The following is a 17,926-nucleotide window of genomic DNA, read 5'->3' as shown; positions in this document are numbered from 1 at the left end:
TCAGGCCGCGAGCGCTTCCGCCGCGACCGTCGTCTCGATCCAGCCGCCGCCCAGCACTCGGTCGCCCGCATAGAGCACCGCCGCCTGCCCCGGCGCGACGCCATATTCCGGCGCGTCGAACAGCACGGTGCCGTCCACGAAGCGCGCCGGTACGGGCTTGGCCATCGAGCGTACCTTGGCGGTCAGCGGTCCGTCGAAGTCTCCGCCCAGCCAGTTGATGTCGGACAGCCTTGCCGCGCTCACCGCCAGCGCGCGGCGTGGACCGACCACCACGCGGTTGCCCGGCGCGTCCAGCTTCACCACGTACAGCGGCTCGGGCGATCCACCGATCTCCAGCCCGCGTCGCTGGCCCACCGTGAAGTGGATCAGCCCGCGGTGCGCGCCGAGCACGCGGCCGGACAGATCGACGATCTCGCCCGCCTTCTCCGCCTCGGGCCGGACTTTCTTCACCACCGACGCATAGTCGCCGTCGGGCACGAAGCAGATGTCCTGGCTGTCGGGCTTGGCCGCGACGCCGAGACCGATCTCCGCCGCCAGTTCGCGCACCTGCGCCTTGGGCATACCGCCCAGCGGGAAGCGGAGATAGTCGAGCTGATCCTGCGTCGTGGCGAACAGGAAATAGCTCTGGTCGCGCGCCGGATCGGCGGCGCGGTGCAGCTCCGCGCCCGCCGCCCCCTCCACGCGCCGCACATAATGGCCGGTCGCGAGACAGTCCGCGCCGAGATCGCGGGCGAGGCGCAGCAGATCGGTGAACTTCACCCCCTGGTTGCAGCGCACGCAGGGGATCGGGGTGCGGCCCGCCATGTAATCGTCGGCGAAGCGATCGATCACGCTCTCGCGGAAGGCGCTCTCATAGTCGAACACGTAATGCGCGATGCCTAGGCGATCGCACACCGCGCGCGCGTCGCGGATGTCGCGGCCCGCGCAGCAGCTGCCCGCACGGCCGACCGCCGCGCCATGATCGTAGAGCTGCAGGGTGATGCCGATCGTCTCCGCGCCCGTTCGCGCGGCGAGCGCCGCCACAACGGAACTGTCGACCCCGCCCGACATGGCGACGACGATGCGGCGACCCTTCATGTCGCTGCCCAGCTGGAAATCGGCCTGCATGATGCGGCGCCCATAGCGGATCGGCGCCGGCTGCGCAAAAGCGACGAACCGCTGCCCCTTGTTTACCGGTTGTTAGCCATACTTACCGCATCATTGCGCTCCCACAGGATTCACAGAAGAGCGCATGGACCCGAAACATCTTCTCTCGCCGGACCACGGCCTGGACCATGCACTGCTGATCGCCGGCGCGGCGGTGAGCCAGGCATCCTCGTCCACCGCGCAGCTCGCCGGTCGCATGTCCCGCCCGCAGCGCGAGCGCACCGGCGACAGCCTGGCCGCTCTGGTGCAGGTGTTCGGCGGGCAGGATGCCGGTGCCATCGGCGAACTGCAGGGCAGCTTCCACCCCCGTATTGCCCACGCATCGGCCGAAAAGGCGCGGTCAAGACTGATGAAGCCCGGATTTACCTTGGCGTTTTAGCGTTCCTTCAACCGCTTCCCGGTAGAGGGGACGATGCGATGGGGGAGCATCGCTGGCTACGGCCCAGTTCGAGGTGTGAAAAGTGATCGAGAATCAGAAGTTTCGTCCGGCTCAGGTGATCGGTCCGCTCGGCGAGCCGCTGACGCTGGACACGCTCCCCCCGCCGGAAACCCGGCGCTGGGTCGTGCGCCGCAAGGCCGAGGTGGTGGCCGCCGTGAATGGCGGGCTGCTGACCGTGGACGAGGTGTGCCAACGTTATTCGCTGACGCTCGAGGAATTTGCGGGCTGGCAGCGCGCGGTCGATCGTTCGGGAATGCCGGGCCTGCGTGTCACGCGAATCCAGCATTATCGTTCGGTGTACGAGCGCCAGCAGAAGTTCTGACGCGACGTTTCGCGAAGCGGTTCGAGGGTCGCCCCGCCAGTCCGGCAGGGCGGCCCTTCGTCGTTTCTGGCGATTGCAAAGTCGTGGACCTGCGGAACGCAATCATTCCCCATGCGTATCAAGAACCGGAGCGCCGCACGACAGGTCCAGGCCCGCGCGGCGAAGCAGGAGGCATGACATGGGTATCATTCTTTGGCTCGTCATCGGTGGCATCGTCGGCTGGCTCGCCAGCATCATCATGCGGACCGACGCCCAGCAGGGCATCATCCTCAACATCGTCGTCGGCGTCATCGGTGCGGTCATCGGCGGTCTGGTGACCGGCGGCGGCAACATCAACAATGCGGGCCTGACGCTCAGCACCTTCCTGGTGTCGCTGCTCGGCGCGGTTATCCTGCTGGCGATCGTGAACCTCGTGCGCCGCGGTTCGGTGCGCTGATCCGGTTTCGTTGCGAGTAGCGTAGAGCGCGTGGCGTTCGCTTAAACCAGACAGGCCGTCCCGCTCGACAGCGGGGCGGCCTTTTCTGTTCGCGGATTTACTGCAGTTCGAACGTTACGTTCACCGTCACGCCGATCTTCTCCTCGCCGGGCTGGAGGTCGGTCGCCTCCTTGGCGCGCGCCATCGCCATCATCATCGGGCGGGGCGGTTGCGGGGAATAGCCGCCGCTCTCGCCGATCGCGACGATTCGCTTGATCGAAAGGCCCGCCGCCTTGGCATAGACCTCCGCCTTGGCGCGCGCCTTCTGCACCGCCTGCACACGCGCCTCGTCGAGCGCGGCGTCTGGATGCTCCAGCGCGAAATCCGGTCCGCCGATCTGGTTGACGCCCGCCGCGACCAGCGCGTCGAGAATCGCCCCCGTCCTGCCGATGTCGCGGAAGGTGACGGTCAGCGAATTGCTCGCCTGATAGCCCGTGATCGCGGGCGGCTGGTTGTCCGTATAGCGATATTGCGGCTGCAGGCTGAGCGATGCCGTGCGGATGTCCTTGTCCGCCACGCCGGCGCGCTTCAGCGCCGCGACCGTCGCCGCCATCCGCTTCGCATTCTCCGCCATGGCTGATGCCGCGTTGGACGCCTGCGTGACCACGCCGGCCGACACGGTGACGATGTCGGGCGCGCGCGTCACCTGGCCGTCGGCGCTCACATCCAGTCGCGTGCCGGCGATCGGCACGGTCGAAACCTCGTCGGCAAGCGCGGCACCGGGCAGCGCCATGGCGAGCACGGCAGCGGACAACAGGCGGTAATTCATGATGATCTCCCTCGACCGGGCGGACCCAGCCCGGTGCATGCGGCACGATGTGCAGCTTGGCCGATCAACCGAAGCTGAACATGGTGCCCATCATCCGTTCATGATATGAGCCACATCCGAGCGAAAAGCGCAGGCAGCCGCTTGATGCCAGTGCACTATTCAGATAACACACTTCGAGAGGGGCGCCCACGGGCGCGGCGTATGCGCATGGGTGAGGCATGAATTACGATCAGGGCTGGAGCGGCGACACGAGCACGGACGACGTCGATCGCGCCACCAGGGCCAAGCGGCGCAAGCTGATCCTGATCTTCGCGGGCGTGTTCGCCGTGCTGATCGCGGCCGGCATCTACTTCGGCCGCAAGACCCCGCCCCCGGCGCCGACCAATTCGGCTCCCACCGTCACGGTGATCGTGCCGGGGCGCACCTCGGTCGCGTCCAATGTCTCGGCCACCGGTTCGCTGATGGCCAAGCGTGACATGCCGGTCGGCGTCGCGGGCGAAGGCGGCATGGTCAGCCGCGTGCTGGTCGATGCCGGCGACTGGGTGCGCGCCGGCCAGACGCTGGCGACCGTCGATCCGGCCGTACAGGCCGCAACGACCGCGCAGATGCAGGCGCAGATCCAGTCGGCGGTCGCCAACGCCAAGCTGGCGCAGAGCAATCTCGATCGAGCGCAGGCGCTGGTCTCGCGCGGTTTCATCTCCAAGGCCGACATCGATTCGCGCACCGCCGCGCGCGATGCCGCCAACGCCGCCGTGCGGCTGGCACAGGCCCAGTATCGCGAACAGGCCGCGCGCCTCGGCCGTCTCGACATCCGCGCGCCGGCCTCCGGCCTCGTCCTCGCCCGCAATGTCGAAGCGGGCCAGATCGTGAGTTCCGGTTCGTCGGCGCTCTTCCAGATCGCGATGGACGGCATGCTGGAAATGCAGGCACGCCTCGCCGAGCAGGATATTGCCGGCCTGCATGTCGGCATGACGGTGCAGGTCACTCCTGTCGGCGCCGGCCGCACCTTCACGGGCACCATCTGGCAGATCGCGCCGATGATCGATCCGGTCAGCCGGCAGGGCACCGTGCGCGTGCAGCTCGCCTACGATCCGGCGCTGCGCCCCGGCGGCTTCGCCACCGCCGACTTCTCATCCCAGCATACGCAGGCGCCGGTGTTGCCGGAATCGGCGGTGCTGAGCGACGATCAGGGCAATTACGTCTATCTGATCGACAAGGACGACAAGGTGCAGCGCCGTTCAGTGAAGATCGGCGATGTCTCGGATGCCGGCATCGCCGTGCTGTCGGGCCTGCAGGGGAATGAGCGGGTGGTCTATTCGGCCGGCGCCTTCCTCAACATCGGCGAGAAAGTCATCCCCGAACTGAAGCGGAACTGAGCCTTTATCAGGCCTTCCCAACAGGACATTCGCGATGCGTAACATTTCCGCCTGGTCGATCCGCAATCCGGTGTTCGCGCTGGTGCTGTTCGCGGGGCTCACCTTCGCCGGCATCGTCGCGTTCATGCGCATGGACGTGAACCAGGATCCGGAAATCACCTTCCCCGGCGTGATCGTCGAAATCTCGCAGCCCGGTGCCGCGCCGGTCGAGATGGAGACGCAGATCGCCCAGAAGGTCGAAGCTGCGGTCCGCAACCTCGAGGGCGTGGACGAGATCCAGACCACGATCGACGAGGGCGACGTGCAGATGTTCGTCCAGTTCACGCTGGACACACCGGTCGACCGCGCCACCAACGACGTGCGCGAGGCGATCTCGCAGATCCGCGGCTCGCTGCCCAACGGCATTCTCGAACCGCAGGTGACGCGCGCGATCATAAACGGCAACGCCATCGCCCGCTGGTCGGTGAGCGCCAACGACATGACCATGGAGCAGCTCTCCTGGTACGTGAAGAACGACGTCGCGCGCCGCCTGCTCGGCATCGAGGGGATGCAGAACGTCAAGACCTACGGGGACGTCAGCCGCGAGATCCGCGTCATCCTCGATCCCGCCAAGATGCAGGCGGTCGGCGTGACGGCGAGCCAGGTCAACCAGCAGCTGATGGCGATCAACACCAACGCGGCCGGCGGCCGTGCGGAGATCGCCGGCGCCGAACAGTCGGTCCGTATCCTCGGCAACGCGCAGGACGCCTATCATCTGAGCCAGGTGCAGATCGGGCTGGGCGGAGGCCGGTCGATCAAGCTTTCCGACATCGCGACGGTGAAGGACCTCTACGGCGAGGTCCGCCAGTCCGCCAAGATGAACGGCCGGCCCACCATCGCCTTCGCCATCTTCCGCGCCCGTGGTGCGTCGGACGTCACGATCTATCACGAGGCCGAGAAGATCCTCGCGCAGATCGAGAAGGAGAATCCCAAGGTTCACTTCGTCAAGCGCGTCGCGGACGTCGACTACACGATCAACCAGTATCACGAGGCCATCAAGTCGATGGTCGAGGGCGCGGTGCTGGCGGTCGTCGTGGTGTTCTTCTTCCTGCGGGACCGGCGCGCCACGCTGATCTCCGCTCTCGCCATCCCGCTCTCGGCGATCCCGACCTTCTGGGTCATGGACCTCATCGGTTTCACGATGAACCAGATGACGCTGCTGGCGCTCAGCCTCGTCTCCGGCGTGCTGGTCGACGATGCGATCGTGGAGATCGAGAACATCGTGCGCCACATGCGCATGGGCAAGACGGCGTTCCAGGCGGCGATCGACGCCGCCGACGAGATCGGCCTCGCCGTCGTCGGCACCACCTTCTCGATCGTCGCGGTCTTCTTCCCCGTTTCGGTGATGCCGGGCATCGCCGGCCAGTTCTTCAAGAATTTCGGCATGACCGTCGTCGTCGCCGTGCTGATGTCGCTGCTCGTCGCGCGCCTGATCACGCCGATGATCGCGGCCTATTTCCTGAAATCCCACGGCCAGCAGGATCATGCCGGCGGCATATGGGCGGACCGGTACCAGCGGGTCCTGCGCTGGACGCTCGACACCAGCAAGGCGCACGCGCGCAAGCTGGCGGGCTATCGCCGCACCGCCTTCCTGTGGGATCACCGCGCCTGGACGATGGGCATCGCTCTGGTGGCCTTCCTGCTCACCATCGTCGCCTTCGTGACGCTGCCCTTCACCTTCCAGCCGGAAACCGACCAGGACACCAGCCACGTCGAGATCCAGATGGTGCCCGGCACCACCTACGAGCAGACCGTGGCGCTGACCGACAAGGTCGCCAACATCATGCGCCAGCAGCCCGAGGTCGCGGTCGCCGTCGAGTTCATCAACGTCGGCAACAGCGAAATCGCGATGACGCTGAAGAAGGACCGCAAGCGCACCAGCACGCAGTTCGAGCGCTCTCTGGTGCCGACGCTGAACAAGATCGCCGACGCGCGCGTCACCTTCGCCTCGCAGAATGGCGGCGGCGACGGCAGCTCGCGCGACATCTCGATGATGCTGGCGGGCGATGATCCCGCCAAGCTCAACGACGCGGCCGAGGCCGTGATCGCGCAGATGAAGGGTCTGCCCAAGCTGGTCGCGCCGCGCATCGAGGGCGAGATCCCGCGCCCCGAAATCGTGATCAAGCCGAACCTCGACATGGCCGCGCAAATGGGTGTCACCACCGATGCGCTGAGCCAGACGATCCGCATCGCTACGATCGGCGAGATTGACCAGAATGCGGCGAAATTCTCGCTCAGTGATCGCCAGATCCCGATCCGCGTCGCGCTCGACCAGAACAGCCGGTCGGACATCTCGACGATCCGCAACCTGCCGGTGCAGACCGCGAACGGCGGCACCGTGCCGCTGCGCGTCGTCGCCAGCATCGGCTTCGGTGCCGGCCCGTCCGAGATCAAGCGCTACAACCAGGAACGCCGCGTCATCCTGAGCGCCGACCTCACCCCCGGCGCCATCGCCGGCGAGGAACGCACCAACATCATGAACCTGCCGGCGATGAAGCAGCTGCCCACCGGCGTGCACTACGTCGCCTCGGGCCAAGCCAAGTGGCAGGCGGAGATGGTGACAAACTTCATCATCGCGCTGGTCGCCGGCATCCTGCTGGTGTTCGCGGTGCTGGTGCTGCTCTACCGTCGCGTGGTGCCGCCGCTCGTCAACATGAGCTCGCTGGCGCTGGCACCGCTGGGCGGCCTGATCGCGCTGCACATCTGCGGCATGGCGATGTCGATGCCGGCGCTGATCGGCTTCCTGATGCTGCTCGGCATCGTCGCCAAGAACTCGATCCTGCTGATCGACTTCGCGATCGAGGAGATCCGCCACGGCGCCACCCGCGACGAGGCAATCCTCGAGGCCGGGCACAAGCGCGCCCAGCCGATCGTGATGACCACGGTGGCGATGGTCGCCGGCATGATGCCGACCGCGCTGTCGCTCGGCGGCGACGGATCGTGGAACCAGCCGATGGCGGTGATGGTGATCGGCGGCCTGATCCTCTCGACCCTGCTCACCCTGCTGATCGTGCCGGCGGGCTTCAGCCTGGCGGACGGGATCGAGCGGCGGTTCGGGCCGATGCTCGGCCGTGTCTTCACCAATGGCGGCGAGCACGGCCATGGCGGGGCACCGCAGGCGGCGGAGTGAACATTCCGCCATCTTGTGCCTTAATGGGGGCATGAGCGGTTCCCTTCTGCGCAATGCCCGCCCGGTGGCGACGGACAATAACGGCCTGAGGACGATGCGGCTGGTCGCGACCGGGCTGCTGGTCGTGATGGCGGCGGTCTATATCGTCGCACGCTATCTGGAGCCGGCCCATCCGGCCGCAGGCTATATCCGCGCCTTCGCGGAGGCCGCGATGGTCGGCGGCCTGGCGGACTGGTTCGCGGTGACCGCCCTGTTCCGCCATCCGCTCGGCCTGCCCATCCCCCACACGGCGATCATCCCGAGGAACAAGGATCGGATCGGCGATACGCTGGCCCGCTTCCTGCTCGACAATTTCCTGAGCAAGGTCGGCCCGCTGGCCCGCTGGATGCGCCGGCTCGATGTCGCGCGTACCGCCGGTCACTGGCTGGAGCATCCCACTGAGGGCACGGTCGGGCGCCTGCGCGGCGGCGCCTCGCGCCTGTTCGCGGACCTGCTCGAATCGCTCGATCAGGAGCGGCTGGGCGGCATGGTGCGCGCCGGCCTCGCGCAGCGGCTGCGCGAGCTGGACCTCTCGCCGCTGCTCGGCAACGCGCTCGCCGCCGCCATCGCCGAAAATCGCCATGTGCCGATTCTCGACAATGCGATCGAATGGATCGGCCGTGCGCTGGTCGCCAACGAGGATCTGATCCGCGCCATGATCTCCGCCAAGGCCGGATCGGTGATGCGCTGGACCGGCCTGGACGAGACGCTGGCCAACAAGATCCTCGATGGCGTCTACAAGCTCATCGAGGAGGCCGGCGAAGACCCCGACCATCCGCTGCGCGCCAAGGTGGAGGAGAAGCTCGCCACCCTCGCCGACGATCTGCGCCATTCGCCCGAGATGCAGGCGCGCGTGCAGGCCTTCAAATCCGACATGATCGACAACCCGGCACTGGCCCAATGGTGGCAGGGCGTATGGGAATCGGCGCGCGCCGGTATGCTCAGGATGGCGCGCGATCCCGATGCGATGGCCGCCGGCCGCTTCGGTGAAGCGATCCGCCAGCTGGGCGCGACGCTCCAGGCCGATGCCGCGCTCGCCGCCACGGTCAACCGCTTCGCCCGGCGCGCCGTGGTGGGCATCGTGGTCGGCTATGGCGCCGACATCGTCCGCCTCGTCTCCGACACCGTGCGCGGCTGGGACGCCAAGACCGTCACCGGCCGGCTGGAGCAGGCGGTGGGGCGCGACCTTCAGTATATCCGCGTCAACGGCACGCTGGTGGGCGGATCGGTCGGCCTGCTCATCCACATCCTCGACGTCTGGCTGTGAGCCTGCATTAATTGTCTGTCATCGCGTTGCGGTGCGACACGCAGGCCTATAGATGGGCGGTCGATGCGCCCGGCGTATGCTGCCCCCTCCTCCTATGTGAACCGCCCGACGCTCGGCAGCCGCGCGTCGAGCTTCGCGATCGCATTGGCGCTGGTGGCGGCGCTGATCTGGATGCTGCTGCGCCTCGGCCTGCTGCCCGATACGCTGCCGGGCAAGCCGCCCGGTTCGCTGACCACGATCGACGTGCAGGGCGACAAGCCGAGCCATGCTGCCCAGAAGGCGGTGCAGGCGGCGCCCGCGCACAAGACCGTGCAGCCGACCGAGACCAGGCCGACGCCGAAGACGCCGCCGCCGGTGGTGCCGCCGCCGCCGATCCCGTGGAACGTCATCCCGATGAGCCACGACGACTTCGTCCAGTCCGACATCTCGACCAAGCCGAATCGCGCCGCCGAGAAGGCGGCAGCGGGTGGCCAGCAGGCCGATGGCTCCGGCGCGGGCGACGACAACGGATCGGGCGGCGGCGGGCCGGGCGACCGCCTGTATAATGCCGAATGGTATCCCCACCCGCCGACCCAGCAGGAGATGGATTTCTATCTGCCCAAGAACGGCCTGCGCATGCCCGGCTGGGGCGAGATCGCCTGCCGCACTGTCGCCAACTATCGGGTCGAGGATTGCAAGGAGATCGGCGACACGCCGGGATCGGGCTTCGCGCGATCGATGGTCAACGCCGCCTGGCAGTTCCGGGTGATGCCGCCGCGCGTGAACGGCCGGCCGATGGTGGGCGCCTGGGTGCGCATCCACTATGATTTCTATATCAAGGACCAATAAGGCCGGTCAGACCAGCTCCGGTTCCAGCAGCCAGTCGAGTGCCGGCCCGGCTGTCTCGAAGATCCGCAGATAAGGCTGGGTCATGATCCGGCGGACCTGCATCCGCGCGACCGCACTCGGAGTGACGATCGCGATGCGCCGCGCCTTGGGGAAATCGTAGAAACTCTCGTAGAAGGCGCCGAGTACCTCGCGCGGCTGCACGAAGCTGTCGGTCATATCCATGCGCAGCAGGTAGCCCGGCCTGAACCCCTCGGCGATGAAGCGGCTCTTCAGCTTGCGGGCGTAATCGGCCACCGCCAGCGGGGTGAACGGCCCCTGCCAGCGTATGTCCAGCAACTCACATGCCGCGTCGAACTGAAAGGTATACATCGATAATCTCCCCCGCCCTGATGAACGGGCGAGATTACCGAAGCGCTAAGGAAAGCGCAGAAACGCAACAGTTTAGCTGTCGGCTTCGCGCTCGATGTCGGCGCCGACCGCGCTCAGCTTCTCTTCCAGCCGCTCATAACCGCGATCGAGATGGTAGACGCGGTGGACGCGCGTCTCACCCTCGGCGGCGAGGCCGGCGAGCACCAGGCTCATCGAGGCGCGCAGATCGGTCGCCATCACCTCGGCTCCGACAAGTTTGTCGACACCCTTCACCACCGCGGTACGGCCATGGACCTGGATGTCCGCGCCCATCCGCGCCAGTTCCGGCACGTGCATGTAGCGGTTCTCGAAGATCGTCTCCGTCAGCACCGAGGCGCCGTCGGCACGCGTCAGCATCGCCATGAACTGCGCCTGCATGTCGGTCGGGAAGGCCGGATAGGGGGCGGTCGAGATGGTCAGCGCCTTGAGCTTGCCGTTCGCCGCGACCTTCACGCCATCGGCGGTCGGCTCGACGTGCAGGCCGGTCTCACGCAGGCCGGAAAGGATCGCGCCCATTTCGTCGGCATGGGCGCCGACCAGCTCCAACTCGCCACCGGTGATGCCCGCCGCGCAGGCATAGCTGCCCGCCTCGATCCGGTCCGGCATCACGCGATACGTGGTGCCGTGCAGGCTCGGCTTGCCGTGGACGATCAGCCGCTCGGTGCCGATCCCCTCGATCTCCGCGCCCATCGCGACGAGGCAGCGGCAGAGGTCGACGATCTCGGGTTCGCGCGCGGCATTGTCGATGATTGTCTCGCCGCTGGCGAGCGAGGCGGCCATCAGCGCATTCTCGGTGGCGCCCACAGACACGATCGGGAAGGCGATATGCCCCCCCTTCAGCCCGCCGTCGGGCGCGATCGCCTTCACGTAGCCGGCGGTGATCTCCAGCTTGGCGCCAAGCGCCTCCAGCGCCTTGAGGTGGAGATCGATCGGGCGATTGCCGATCGCGCAGCCGCCGGGCAGCGAGACGGTCGCCTCGCCCATCCGCGCGATCAGCGGGCCGAGCACCAGGATCGAGGCGCGCATCTTGCGCACGAAATCGTAGGGCGCGGTCGTGGACGTGATGCGGCGCGCATCCAGCGTCATGGTGCGGCCGAACTCGTCCGGGCTGCCGCCCGCGATCGCGGTGGAGACCCCCATGCCGTTCAGCAGGTGGCCGAAGCCATCCACGTCGGCGAGGCGCGGCAGGTTGCCGAGCGTCAGCGTTTCCTCGGTCAACAGCGCGCAGGGCAGCAGCGTCAGCGCCGCATTCTTCGCACCGGAGATGGGAAGACGGCCCGAAAGCTTGGCACCGCCGCGGATAACAATTCTGTCCATGACAGCGCTTCCTAGAGGATTCACAGTGGCGCACAAGGCACGCCTCCAGCCGCTCGTCGCGCGATCCCGACAAGTCCTTCAAATCTTGATCGTTGTTAGCGCGCAACGGCCGCGATCCGGTTACGGAACGGAACTGTAACGGGGACGAGCGGAGGAGCGGTGGTTCAAAGCTGTCTGGCGGATCGGCTCGGCCGGTATCTCCGCCTTGGTGATGCCGAGCGCCGCGCGCTCGGGGCGTTGGAGGAAAGCGAGAGGCTGGTGTCCCGTGGCCATGTGCTGCGGGCGGAGCAGGCGCCCGCGCGCGAACTGTTCGTGGTGCGGCGCGGCTGGCTCTATTCCTCGATGCTGCTGCCCGACGGCAACCGCCAGATCCTCTCCGTCCATCTGCCCTGCGAATTTGCCGGCGACACCGGCATGGCGTGGAACGCGGCACCCTTCACGCTGGTCGCCGCGACCGATGCGGCGGTCGGCGTGATCGACAAGGCGGCGCTGCGCCGGCTGTTCAGTGACCATCCCCGGCTCGGGCTGCTGCTCTATACGCTGGCGCAGGCCGAGCGCGTGGCGCTGGCGGACCGGCTCGCCTCGGTCGGCCGCACGTCGGCGCGCGCACGCGTCGCGGCGCTGATCTGCGACGTGATGCGCAGGCTTCGCGCCGGTGGCGAGGCGGTGGCGGACGGCATCCCGCTGCCGCTGACCCAGGAGGAGATCGGCGACGCGACCGGCCTCACCGCCGTCCACGTCAACCGGATGATGCGCCAGCTCGTCGAGGAAGGCGTGATTGCACGCTCCAACGGCCGGGTGCGGATCCTCGACGAGGCGCGGCTGGCGGCCACCGCCAACCATATCGACCGCTTCGCGACGATCGATGCCAGCTGGCTGGGAAGCTGACCCCCTAGGCGATCAGCCCCTCGTTCACCGCGCCGCCCGGATAGGCGAGCAGCAGGCCGGCGCCGTCCTTCAATTCCAACGCGACGTCGCTGTCGGCCAGCCATACGCCGCCCGGCCCGATCGGTTGCCCGTCCACCACGCCGTCGCCCTTCAGCGGCACCAGCCACACGGGCCGATCGTGCGTCGCCTTGAGCGTGCCGGCGCGCGCAGCGGTCCACCGCTCGGTCACGAAGGCGTCCTCGCCCGACAGGATGCGACGGCCCTCACCCAGATCGTAGGGCGTGAACGGCGCGACGTAAGGCACCGGGTCCGCGCAGGCGACGCCATCGTCGAGATGCAGTTCGCGATCGCTGCCATAATCGTAGAGGCGATACGTAAGATCGACATTCTGCTGGACCTCGATCAGCACCAGGCCCGGCCCGATCGCGTGGACGGTGCCGGCGGGCGAATACCAGAACTGGTCCGCCTTCACCGCTTTCCAGTCGAGCTCGTCCTCGATCTTGCCGCTCTCGGCGTCCGCGCGCAGCTCCTCCTTGGTCATCGGCTTCAGCGTGCCGATCGCGATGGTGGCGTGCGGCTCGGCCGACAGGATCTGCCACGCCTCGCTCTTGCCGCGCTCATGTCCGTGGGCGCGCGCGTAAGCATCGTCGGGGTGGACCTGCACCGAGAGCTTGTCGGCGGTGAACAGATATTTGATCAGCAGCTCGGGATCGTCCTCGCCGACGCCCTTGGGCGCCTGGAACCAGATCTCGCCGATCGGCGTGCCGCCTTCCGGCACATCATCGAAGCCCGGCCAGAGATCGTGACGACCCCACGGCTTCTCGACGCGCTTGGTTTCGAGGCGGATGGCAGGCATCGGGCATCTCCGGTGATGGCTTGGAGCGAACGCTCTTGCGCCCGTTCCGTTTCGGCCTTCGCCATGCCCGAATAATAAGAAAAATTGAAATCGAAAATACTCCGGGCCGATCCGCGACCCGGAGCCGGACCCTCAGTTGGCCAGGCGGGTGTCCACCTTCTCCACCCATTCCGGATAGAAGCTCGGCTCGCGGGCCGACCAGCCCGCCGCCGTCGCCGCCGCTTCGCTGATCGACTGGAGCAAGGCGCGCCGCCGATCGGGATGGAGGTGCGGCAGCGCCGCCGCCGCGCAGAAGGCGCCGGGCAGCCACGGCCGCACCGAGGCGCCGAGCAGGCGCTCGTAGAGGAAACGATAGGCGCCGAAGCTGCACAGGCGATCCTGGCCGAGATCGAAGGCCGACATCGTCACCAGCGGCGCCATGAACGGCTCGATCGCATCGAGGCCGCTATCGTCCGGCACGATCGCGCGCAGGCCGTCGAGGCGGCCGTAGACGCGGGTCTGAGCGCGGATGCTCGCCGCCTCCACCACATCGCGCGACCAGCGGCCGAGCGCGTCCTGCCGTTCGAGGCCGACATCGAGAGAGCGTCGGATATAGCGCTGCGTCGCGGCGGGGAAGGAGGCGAACTCCTTCATCTCTGCCAGCGCCATCGCGCCATCTGCCGGTCGTGATTGCGTACCCATGCGTCTTACCCCACCGTTTACCCCGTGGAGAGTACGCCTCGTCTGGTTACGCGAGGCTTAACCAACCACGGTCCCGGTAAAGATAGAATCATGGAATGTTGTGCGGCGCAACATCCATACACCGCAAAGCTGTTGATAAGATGCGATATGGCGCGAGTGTTGCGTCCAGGTGACTACGACCAGAGTCTACCGCCCAGCGTCAGCCGCGATCCGCCTTGTCACGTTCCAGCGCCTTCTCCGCTGCCTCGTCATAGCCGGACGATGGCGCCGGATCGGCATGGCCCGGCTGCGTCGCGGAAGCCGGATCGGAGGTCGGGAAGCTCTCGTCGAGTCCGACATCGAGCTTGCTGTCCTCATGACTTGGATCGTCGACGAGTTTCTCGTGATGCTCCGCATCGTGCGCTTCGCGCACCTTGGGCGGGGCGACTGCGAAATGATCGAGCGCCTTCTCGACGCGCGGGTCTTGCTTGGCGTCCATGATTGTCTCTCCTCCAGCCGCATCAACGAGTCGAGAAAAGGCGCGTTCCGGGGGTGCAAGACTCGCATTCGCCCGCTAGAGCGCGCGCTATGCACGATCCGTTGACGATCCGCCGCCTCTACGGCCGCCGCCAGGGCCATCCGCTGCGCGCCCAGCAGGCGGCGCTCGTCGAGGAGACGTTGCCGGGTCTTTCTGTACCCGATCAGGGACCGGTGGATGCGCGGACGCTGTTCGGTCGCGACATGCCGCTCGCCATCGAAATCGGCTTCGGCAAGGGCGAGCATATGGGCTGGCAGGCCGCCAACGCGCCAGACATGGGCTTCATCGGCTGCGAGCCGTTCCTCGACGGCATGGTCGGCGCGCTGATGCAGGTGCGCGACCGGAACCTTACCAATGTCCGCCTCCACCTCGGCGACGCGCTGGAGGTGCTCGAGCGGCTGCCCGACGAATCGCTGGATCGTGCCTGGCTGCTCCACCCCGATCCCTGGCCCAAGGCGCGCCACGCCAAGCGCCGGTTCATGAACCCCGGCCCGATCGGCCTGCTCGCGCAGAAGATGAAGCCGGGCGGCGAGTTCCGCTTCGGCACCGATCACCCCGTCTATGTCCGCTGGGCGATGATGGTGATGGCCGGGCTTCCCCAGTTCGACTGGCAGGTCGAGGGACCGCAGGATTTCCTCGTTCGCCCCGATGATTGGCCGGAAACCCGCTACGAGGCCAAGGCGCGCGCCAAGGGCCATGAGGTCTGGTATTTTCGGTATCTGCGTACCGACGTCCCCGCGTCGCTGCCGGTGGCGGCATGAAGCGGCACGGCCGCATCGACCGCGCGCTGATCCTTGCGCGCCGCCATGGGCCGACCGCGCCGGTCTGGCGCAAGCGGGCCGCGATCCTGTCCGGCGCGGTCGCGCTCGGCCTCGTCGCGCTGGTCTTCGCCAAAGCGGCGGACTGGGCGAGCGATCAGTTCCTGCATCTCGTCCACCTCGCCTGGTGGGCGCCGCTGATCGTGACCCCCGCCACCTTCGCCGGACTGGTCTGGCTGACGCGCCGGGTCGCGCCGGATTCGCGCGGATCGGGCATCCCGCAGATCATGGCGGCGCGCTTCGATCCCGATGGGGCGATGCGCTCGCTCGCTTCGGCAAAGACGGCGGTGTTCAAATTCTTCGTGACCATCGGCGCGCTGCTCGCCGGTGCCTCGGTCGGTCGCGAGGGACCGACGGTGCAGATTTCCGCGACGATCATGGGCTATGCCCACCGCATCTTCCGCGTGCCGATCCGCGCCTCGGTGATGGTGGCGGGCGGCGCCGCCGGCGTCGCCGCGGCGTTCAATACGCCGCTCGCCGGTGTCACCTTCGCGATCGAGGAACTCGCCGCCGCCTACGAACAGCGGATGACCCTGCTGGTCATGACCGCCGTCCTGATCTCGGGCATGGTCAGCCTCGGTCTCAATGGCGACTATGTCTATTTCGGCGCGATGGGCACGACGCTGCCGCTCGGCCAGTCGATCCTGGTGATCCCGGTCGCGGGCGTCATCGGCGGCCTCGTCGGCGGCCTCTTCTCGCGCGCGATGCTGGGGTTCAGCTTGTCACAGCGGCCTTGGCTGGTCGCGATCCGCAAGCGGCCGATCATCTCCGCCGCCGTCGCCGGGTTGATCGTCGCCGAAATCGGCTGCCTGACCGGCCTCACCTGGGGCACCAGCTACGAGCCGGCGCGGCTGATGATCGCCGGGGCCGACGCGCCGGGCTGGTTCGGCCCTGCCAAGTTCATCACGACGCTGGCGACGGCGGTCTCTGGCCTTCCCGGCGGCATCTTCGCGCCGAGCCTCGCCACCGGCGCCGGTCTGGGCGACCTGCTGCGCTGGTTCTTCCCGGCGATCGCCGCCGGCCCGGTCGTGTTGCTCGGCATGGTCGGCTATTTCACCGGCGTCGTCCGCGCGCCGCTGACGGCGGTGGTCATCCTCTCGGAAGCGACCGCCAGCCACGGCCTGCTGCTGCCATTGCTCGCCACCGCGATCATCGCCGACTGGGTGGCCGGCTTCGTCTGCGAGGAGCGGCTGTATCACGGCCTCAGCCACGCCTTCATGGCGAAGGAAGAGACGGCGCACTAGGCGAGGCGGCGCACCGGGCGCCGCGCCTCACTTCCTGGGCGTCAGCTTGAGCAGGCGCCCTTCATCCTCGTCCTCGATCACCCAGAGCGCGCCGTCCGGCCCCTCGGCCACATCGCGGATGCGGTGGCCCATGTCCCAGCGCTCGGCCTCGCGGGCGCCGTTGGGGCCATCGAAGGCGATGCGGACGAGCGCCTGGCTGACCAGCCCGCCGATGAAGGCAGATCCCTTCCACTGCGGCCACAATTTGCCGTCGTAGAAAGCGAGGCCGGCGGGCGCGATCACCGGCGTCCAGTAGACCACCGGCTTTTCGAACTCCGGATGCGTGTCGTGCTTCGGGATCGGCACGCCGTCATAGTTGATGCCGTTGGAAACGACCGGCCAGCCGTAATTCCTGCCCGGCTTGATCAGGTTGAGTTCGTCGCCGCCCTTCGGCCCCATCTCGATCTCCCAGAGCCGCCCCTTCGCGTCGAAGGCGAGGCCATAGGGATTGCGGTGGCCGAGCGTCCACGTCTCGGCCGGCGTCAGGTTGGTGCCCGGCCACTTCACGGTGCGACCCTTGGCGGTCCTGGCCGCCTCGGCATCCTTGGGCGGATCGGTCACGACGACGCTCGCCGCCCCCGTCTTGCCCGCCCACGGATTGCCCGGCGCGGGCTTGCCGTCGAGCGTCAGGCGCAGGATCTTGCCGGTCGCCTGGCTGGGATCCTGCGCGGGCGTGAAGCGCATCCGCTCGCCCACCGTCAGGAACAGATATTTGCCGGTCGGATCGAAGGTGACGATGCCCCCGTCCTGACCGCCCTTGCCGTAGGGGATCTGCCGCCAGATGACCTGCAGGCCGGCCAGCGACGTGCCGATCAGCCTGGCCCGCGCCAGCGCGAGGCCCGAACCGTCCGCGCCCTGCTCCGCATAGGTGATGTAGACCATGCGGTCCGTGGCGAAGTGCGGCGAGACGGCGACGTCGAGCAGGCCCTCCTGCCCTTCATAATGCACCTTCGGCACACCGTTGATCAGCTGCTTCGATCCCGTCTGGCTCACCAGATACATCTTGCCCGGTTTCTCGGTGACCAGCATGTGCCCGTCGGGCAGGAAGGCGATCGCCCAGGGCGTATCGAACGTCGCGACGGCGGTCGCGGTGAAGGGCTGGACCGGATTCGGCCTGGCGTTGCCGAAATTCTGTTCGGCGGCGGCCGGCATCGCAAGCGTAGTGGCGAGAGCGAGGAAAATCAGCGGGCGCATCGGTCACCTCAACCAAAACCCCCACGCCTCTTACGGCCACGCTTGCCGAGCGGCGTCAACCCGATTATACAGCCGGTGCCTTCTCGACATTGGAAACTCTGCCGAGGCTGGTCCCACCGGGGCCGGCTACGAGG

The 17,926-nt window shown here is 67.5% G+C and carries 18 protein-coding genes; 10 read left to right on the top strand and 8 right to left on the bottom strand.

Features of this window, described 5'->3' with window-relative positions; translation table 11 throughout:
• On the bottom strand, positions 1–1,107 hold the full coding sequence (mnmA, locus tag QGN17_RS18190) for a tRNA 2-thiouridine(34) synthase MnmA (RefSeq protein ID WP_281046015.1): 1,107 nt from the start codon (positions 1,105–1,107) through the stop codon (positions 1–3).
• Between the two features lie 124 nt (positions 1,108–1,231).
• Between mnmA and QGN17_RS18185 the strand changes: the two genes are divergently transcribed.
• The 3 genes from QGN17_RS18185 (at position 1,232) to QGN17_RS18175 (ending at position 2,343) form a co-directional block, all read left to right on the top strand.
• Positions 1,232–1,525 carry a hypothetical protein gene (locus QGN17_RS18185; RefSeq protein WP_281046014.1) on the top strand — a complete coding sequence of 98 codons (294 nt, stop codon included), beginning with the start codon at positions 1,232–1,234 and terminating at the stop codon, positions 1,523–1,525.
• A gap of 82 nt (positions 1,526–1,607) precedes the next feature.
• The gene (sciP, locus tag QGN17_RS18180; RefSeq protein WP_022691870.1) at positions 1,608–1,907 is read left to right on the top strand and encodes a CtrA inhibitor SciP; all 300 of its coding nucleotides are present in this window, start codon (positions 1,608–1,610) and stop codon (positions 1,905–1,907) included.
• A 178-nt stretch (positions 1,908–2,085) separates the two neighbouring features.
• Positions 2,086–2,343: a GlsB/YeaQ/YmgE family stress response membrane protein gene (locus tag QGN17_RS18175; protein ID WP_281046013.1), complete on the top strand. Its 258-nt coding sequence runs from the start codon at positions 2,086–2,088 to the stop codon at positions 2,341–2,343.
• Positions 2,344–2,440: 97 nt separating this feature from the next.
• On the opposite strand, the gene QGN17_RS18170 is transcribed toward QGN17_RS18175, so the two are convergent.
• Complete coding sequence (locus tag QGN17_RS18170; protein WP_281046012.1) at positions 2,441–3,151, bottom strand: SIMPL domain-containing protein; 711 nt, start codon at positions 3,149–3,151, stop codon at positions 2,441–2,443.
• A 218-nt stretch (positions 3,152–3,369) separates the two neighbouring features.
• Between QGN17_RS18170 and QGN17_RS18165 the strand changes: the two genes are divergently transcribed.
• The 4 genes from QGN17_RS18165 to QGN17_RS18150 all read left to right on the top strand — a co-directional run bounded on the left by QGN17_RS18165 (position 3,370) and on the right by QGN17_RS18150 (position 9,830).
• Complete coding sequence (locus tag QGN17_RS18165) at positions 3,370–4,527, top strand: efflux RND transporter periplasmic adaptor subunit (protein WP_281046011.1); 1,158 nt, start codon at positions 3,370–3,372, stop codon at positions 4,525–4,527.
• Between the two features lie 34 nt (positions 4,528–4,561).
• Positions 4,562–7,696 (top strand): efflux RND transporter permease subunit, encoded by a 3,135-nt coding sequence (locus tag QGN17_RS18160; protein WP_281046010.1) that lies wholly within the window; start codon positions 4,562–4,564, stop codon positions 7,694–7,696.
• Between the two features lie 94 nt (positions 7,697–7,790).
• Positions 7,791–9,002 (top strand): DUF445 domain-containing protein, encoded by a 1,212-nt coding sequence (locus QGN17_RS18155; RefSeq protein ID WP_281046055.1) that lies wholly within the window; start codon positions 7,791–7,793, stop codon positions 9,000–9,002.
• Positions 9,003–9,065: 63 nt separating this feature from the next.
• On the top strand, positions 9,066–9,830 hold the full coding sequence (locus tag QGN17_RS18150) for a hypothetical protein (RefSeq protein WP_281046009.1): 765 nt from the start codon (positions 9,066–9,068) through the stop codon (positions 9,828–9,830).
• A 6-nt stretch (positions 9,831–9,836) separates the two neighbouring features.
• Here QGN17_RS18150 and QGN17_RS18145 read toward each other — a convergent pair whose 3' ends face one another.
• Positions 9,837–10,199 carry an STAS/SEC14 domain-containing protein gene (locus QGN17_RS18145; RefSeq protein WP_281046008.1) on the bottom strand — a complete coding sequence of 121 codons (363 nt, stop codon included), beginning with the start codon at positions 10,197–10,199 and terminating at the stop codon, positions 9,837–9,839.
• Between the two features lie 72 nt (positions 10,200–10,271).
• Entirely contained in the window at positions 10,272–11,555 is a 1,284-nt protein-coding gene (gene murA, locus QGN17_RS18140) for a UDP-N-acetylglucosamine 1-carboxyvinyltransferase (protein WP_281046007.1), read from the bottom strand.
• 159 nt (positions 11,556–11,714) lie between these two features.
• Between murA and QGN17_RS18135 the strand changes: the two genes are divergently transcribed.
• Positions 11,715–12,443, top strand: coding sequence for a Crp/Fnr family transcriptional regulator (locus QGN17_RS18135; protein WP_281046006.1), 729 nt, complete (start codon positions 11,715–11,717; stop codon positions 12,441–12,443).
• Positions 12,444–12,447: 4 nt separating this feature from the next.
• On the opposite strand, the gene QGN17_RS18130 is transcribed toward QGN17_RS18135, so the two are convergent.
• From QGN17_RS18130 to QGN17_RS18120, 3 genes are all read right to left on the bottom strand, one after another.
• On the bottom strand, positions 12,448–13,299 hold the full coding sequence (locus tag QGN17_RS18130; protein ID WP_281046005.1) for a class I mannose-6-phosphate isomerase: 852 nt from the start codon (positions 13,297–13,299) through the stop codon (positions 12,448–12,450).
• A 132-nt stretch (positions 13,300–13,431) separates the two neighbouring features.
• A complete protein-coding gene (locus QGN17_RS18125) occupies positions 13,432–13,980 on the bottom strand; it encodes a hypothetical protein (protein ID WP_281046004.1) in 549 nt (182 codons plus the stop codon).
• Between the two features lie 199 nt (positions 13,981–14,179).
• Positions 14,180–14,458, bottom strand: a complete 279-nt coding sequence (locus QGN17_RS18120) for a hypothetical protein (protein ID WP_281046003.1) — start codon at positions 14,456–14,458, stop codon at positions 14,180–14,182.
• Between the two features lie 89 nt (positions 14,459–14,547).
• Between QGN17_RS18120 and trmB the strand changes: the two genes are divergently transcribed.
• Entirely contained in the window at positions 14,548–15,258 is a 711-nt protein-coding gene (trmB, locus tag QGN17_RS18115; RefSeq protein WP_281046002.1) for a tRNA (guanine(46)-N(7))-methyltransferase TrmB, read from the top strand.
• Complete coding sequence (locus QGN17_RS18110) at positions 15,255–16,559, top strand: chloride channel protein (protein WP_281046001.1); 1,305 nt, start codon at positions 15,255–15,257, stop codon at positions 16,557–16,559. The genes trmB and QGN17_RS18110 overlap by 4 nt, the downstream gene beginning before the upstream one ends.
• A 27-nt stretch (positions 16,560–16,586) precedes the next feature.
• Here QGN17_RS18110 and QGN17_RS18105 read toward each other — a convergent pair whose 3' ends face one another.
• A complete protein-coding gene (locus QGN17_RS18105; RefSeq protein WP_281046000.1) occupies positions 16,587–17,792 on the bottom strand; it encodes a PQQ-dependent sugar dehydrogenase in 1,206 nt (401 codons plus the stop codon).
• Positions 17,793–17,926: the final 134 nt, after the last annotated feature.

The sequence above is a fragment of the Sphingomonas oryzagri genome, from assembly GCF_029906645.1.
Taxonomy (GTDB): Bacteria; Pseudomonadota; Alphaproteobacteria; order Sphingomonadales; family Sphingomonadaceae; genus Solisphingomonas; species Solisphingomonas oryzagri.
Note: the sequence above shows the minus strand (reverse complement) of the source record. Positions and strands in the feature narration are given on the sequence as shown.

Excerpts from the sequence above, each read along its gene's own strand:
- mnmA (WP_281046015.1), bottom strand. The coding sequence starts at position 1,107 with ATGCAGGCCGATTTCCAGCTGGGCAGCGACATGAAGGGTCGCCGCATC.
- QGN17_RS18185 (WP_281046014.1), top strand. The coding sequence starts at position 1,232 with ATGGACCCGAAACATCTTCTCTCGCCGGACCACGGCCTGGACCATGCA.
- QGN17_RS18175 (WP_281046013.1), top strand. The coding sequence starts at position 2,086 with ATGGGTATCATTCTTTGGCTCGTCATCGGTGGCATCGTCGGCTGGCTC.
- QGN17_RS18170 (WP_281046012.1), bottom strand. The coding sequence starts at position 3,151 with ATGAATTACCGCCTGTTGTCCGCTGCCGTGCTCGCCATGGCGCTGCCC.
- QGN17_RS18165 (WP_281046011.1), top strand. The coding sequence starts at position 3,370 with ATGAATTACGATCAGGGCTGGAGCGGCGACACGAGCACGGACGACGTC.
- QGN17_RS18160 (WP_281046010.1), top strand. The coding sequence starts at position 4,562 with ATGCGTAACATTTCCGCCTGGTCGATCCGCAATCCGGTGTTCGCGCTG.
- QGN17_RS18155 (WP_281046055.1), top strand. The coding sequence starts at position 7,791 with ATGCGGCTGGTCGCGACCGGGCTGCTGGTCGTGATGGCGGCGGTCTAT.
- QGN17_RS18150 (WP_281046009.1), top strand. The coding sequence starts at position 9,066 with ATGCGCCCGGCGTATGCTGCCCCCTCCTCCTATGTGAACCGCCCGACG.
- QGN17_RS18145 (WP_281046008.1), bottom strand. The coding sequence starts at position 10,199 with ATGTATACCTTTCAGTTCGACGCGGCATGTGAGTTGCTGGACATACGC.
- murA (WP_281046007.1), bottom strand. The coding sequence starts at position 11,555 with ATGGACAGAATTGTTATCCGCGGCGGTGCCAAGCTTTCGGGCCGTCTT.
- QGN17_RS18130 (WP_281046005.1), bottom strand. The coding sequence starts at position 13,299 with ATGCCTGCCATCCGCCTCGAAACCAAGCGCGTCGAGAAGCCGTGGGGT.
- QGN17_RS18125 (WP_281046004.1), bottom strand. The coding sequence starts at position 13,980 with ATGGGTACGCAATCACGACCGGCAGATGGCGCGATGGCGCTGGCAGAG.
- QGN17_RS18120 (WP_281046003.1), bottom strand. The coding sequence starts at position 14,458 with ATGGACGCCAAGCAAGACCCGCGCGTCGAGAAGGCGCTCGATCATTTC.
- trmB (WP_281046002.1), top strand. The coding sequence starts at position 14,548 with ATGCACGATCCGTTGACGATCCGCCGCCTCTACGGCCGCCGCCAGGGC.
- QGN17_RS18110 (WP_281046001.1), top strand. The coding sequence starts at position 15,255 with ATGAAGCGGCACGGCCGCATCGACCGCGCGCTGATCCTTGCGCGCCGC.
- QGN17_RS18105 (WP_281046000.1), bottom strand. The coding sequence starts at position 17,792 with ATGCGCCCGCTGATTTTCCTCGCTCTCGCCACTACGCTTGCGATGCCG.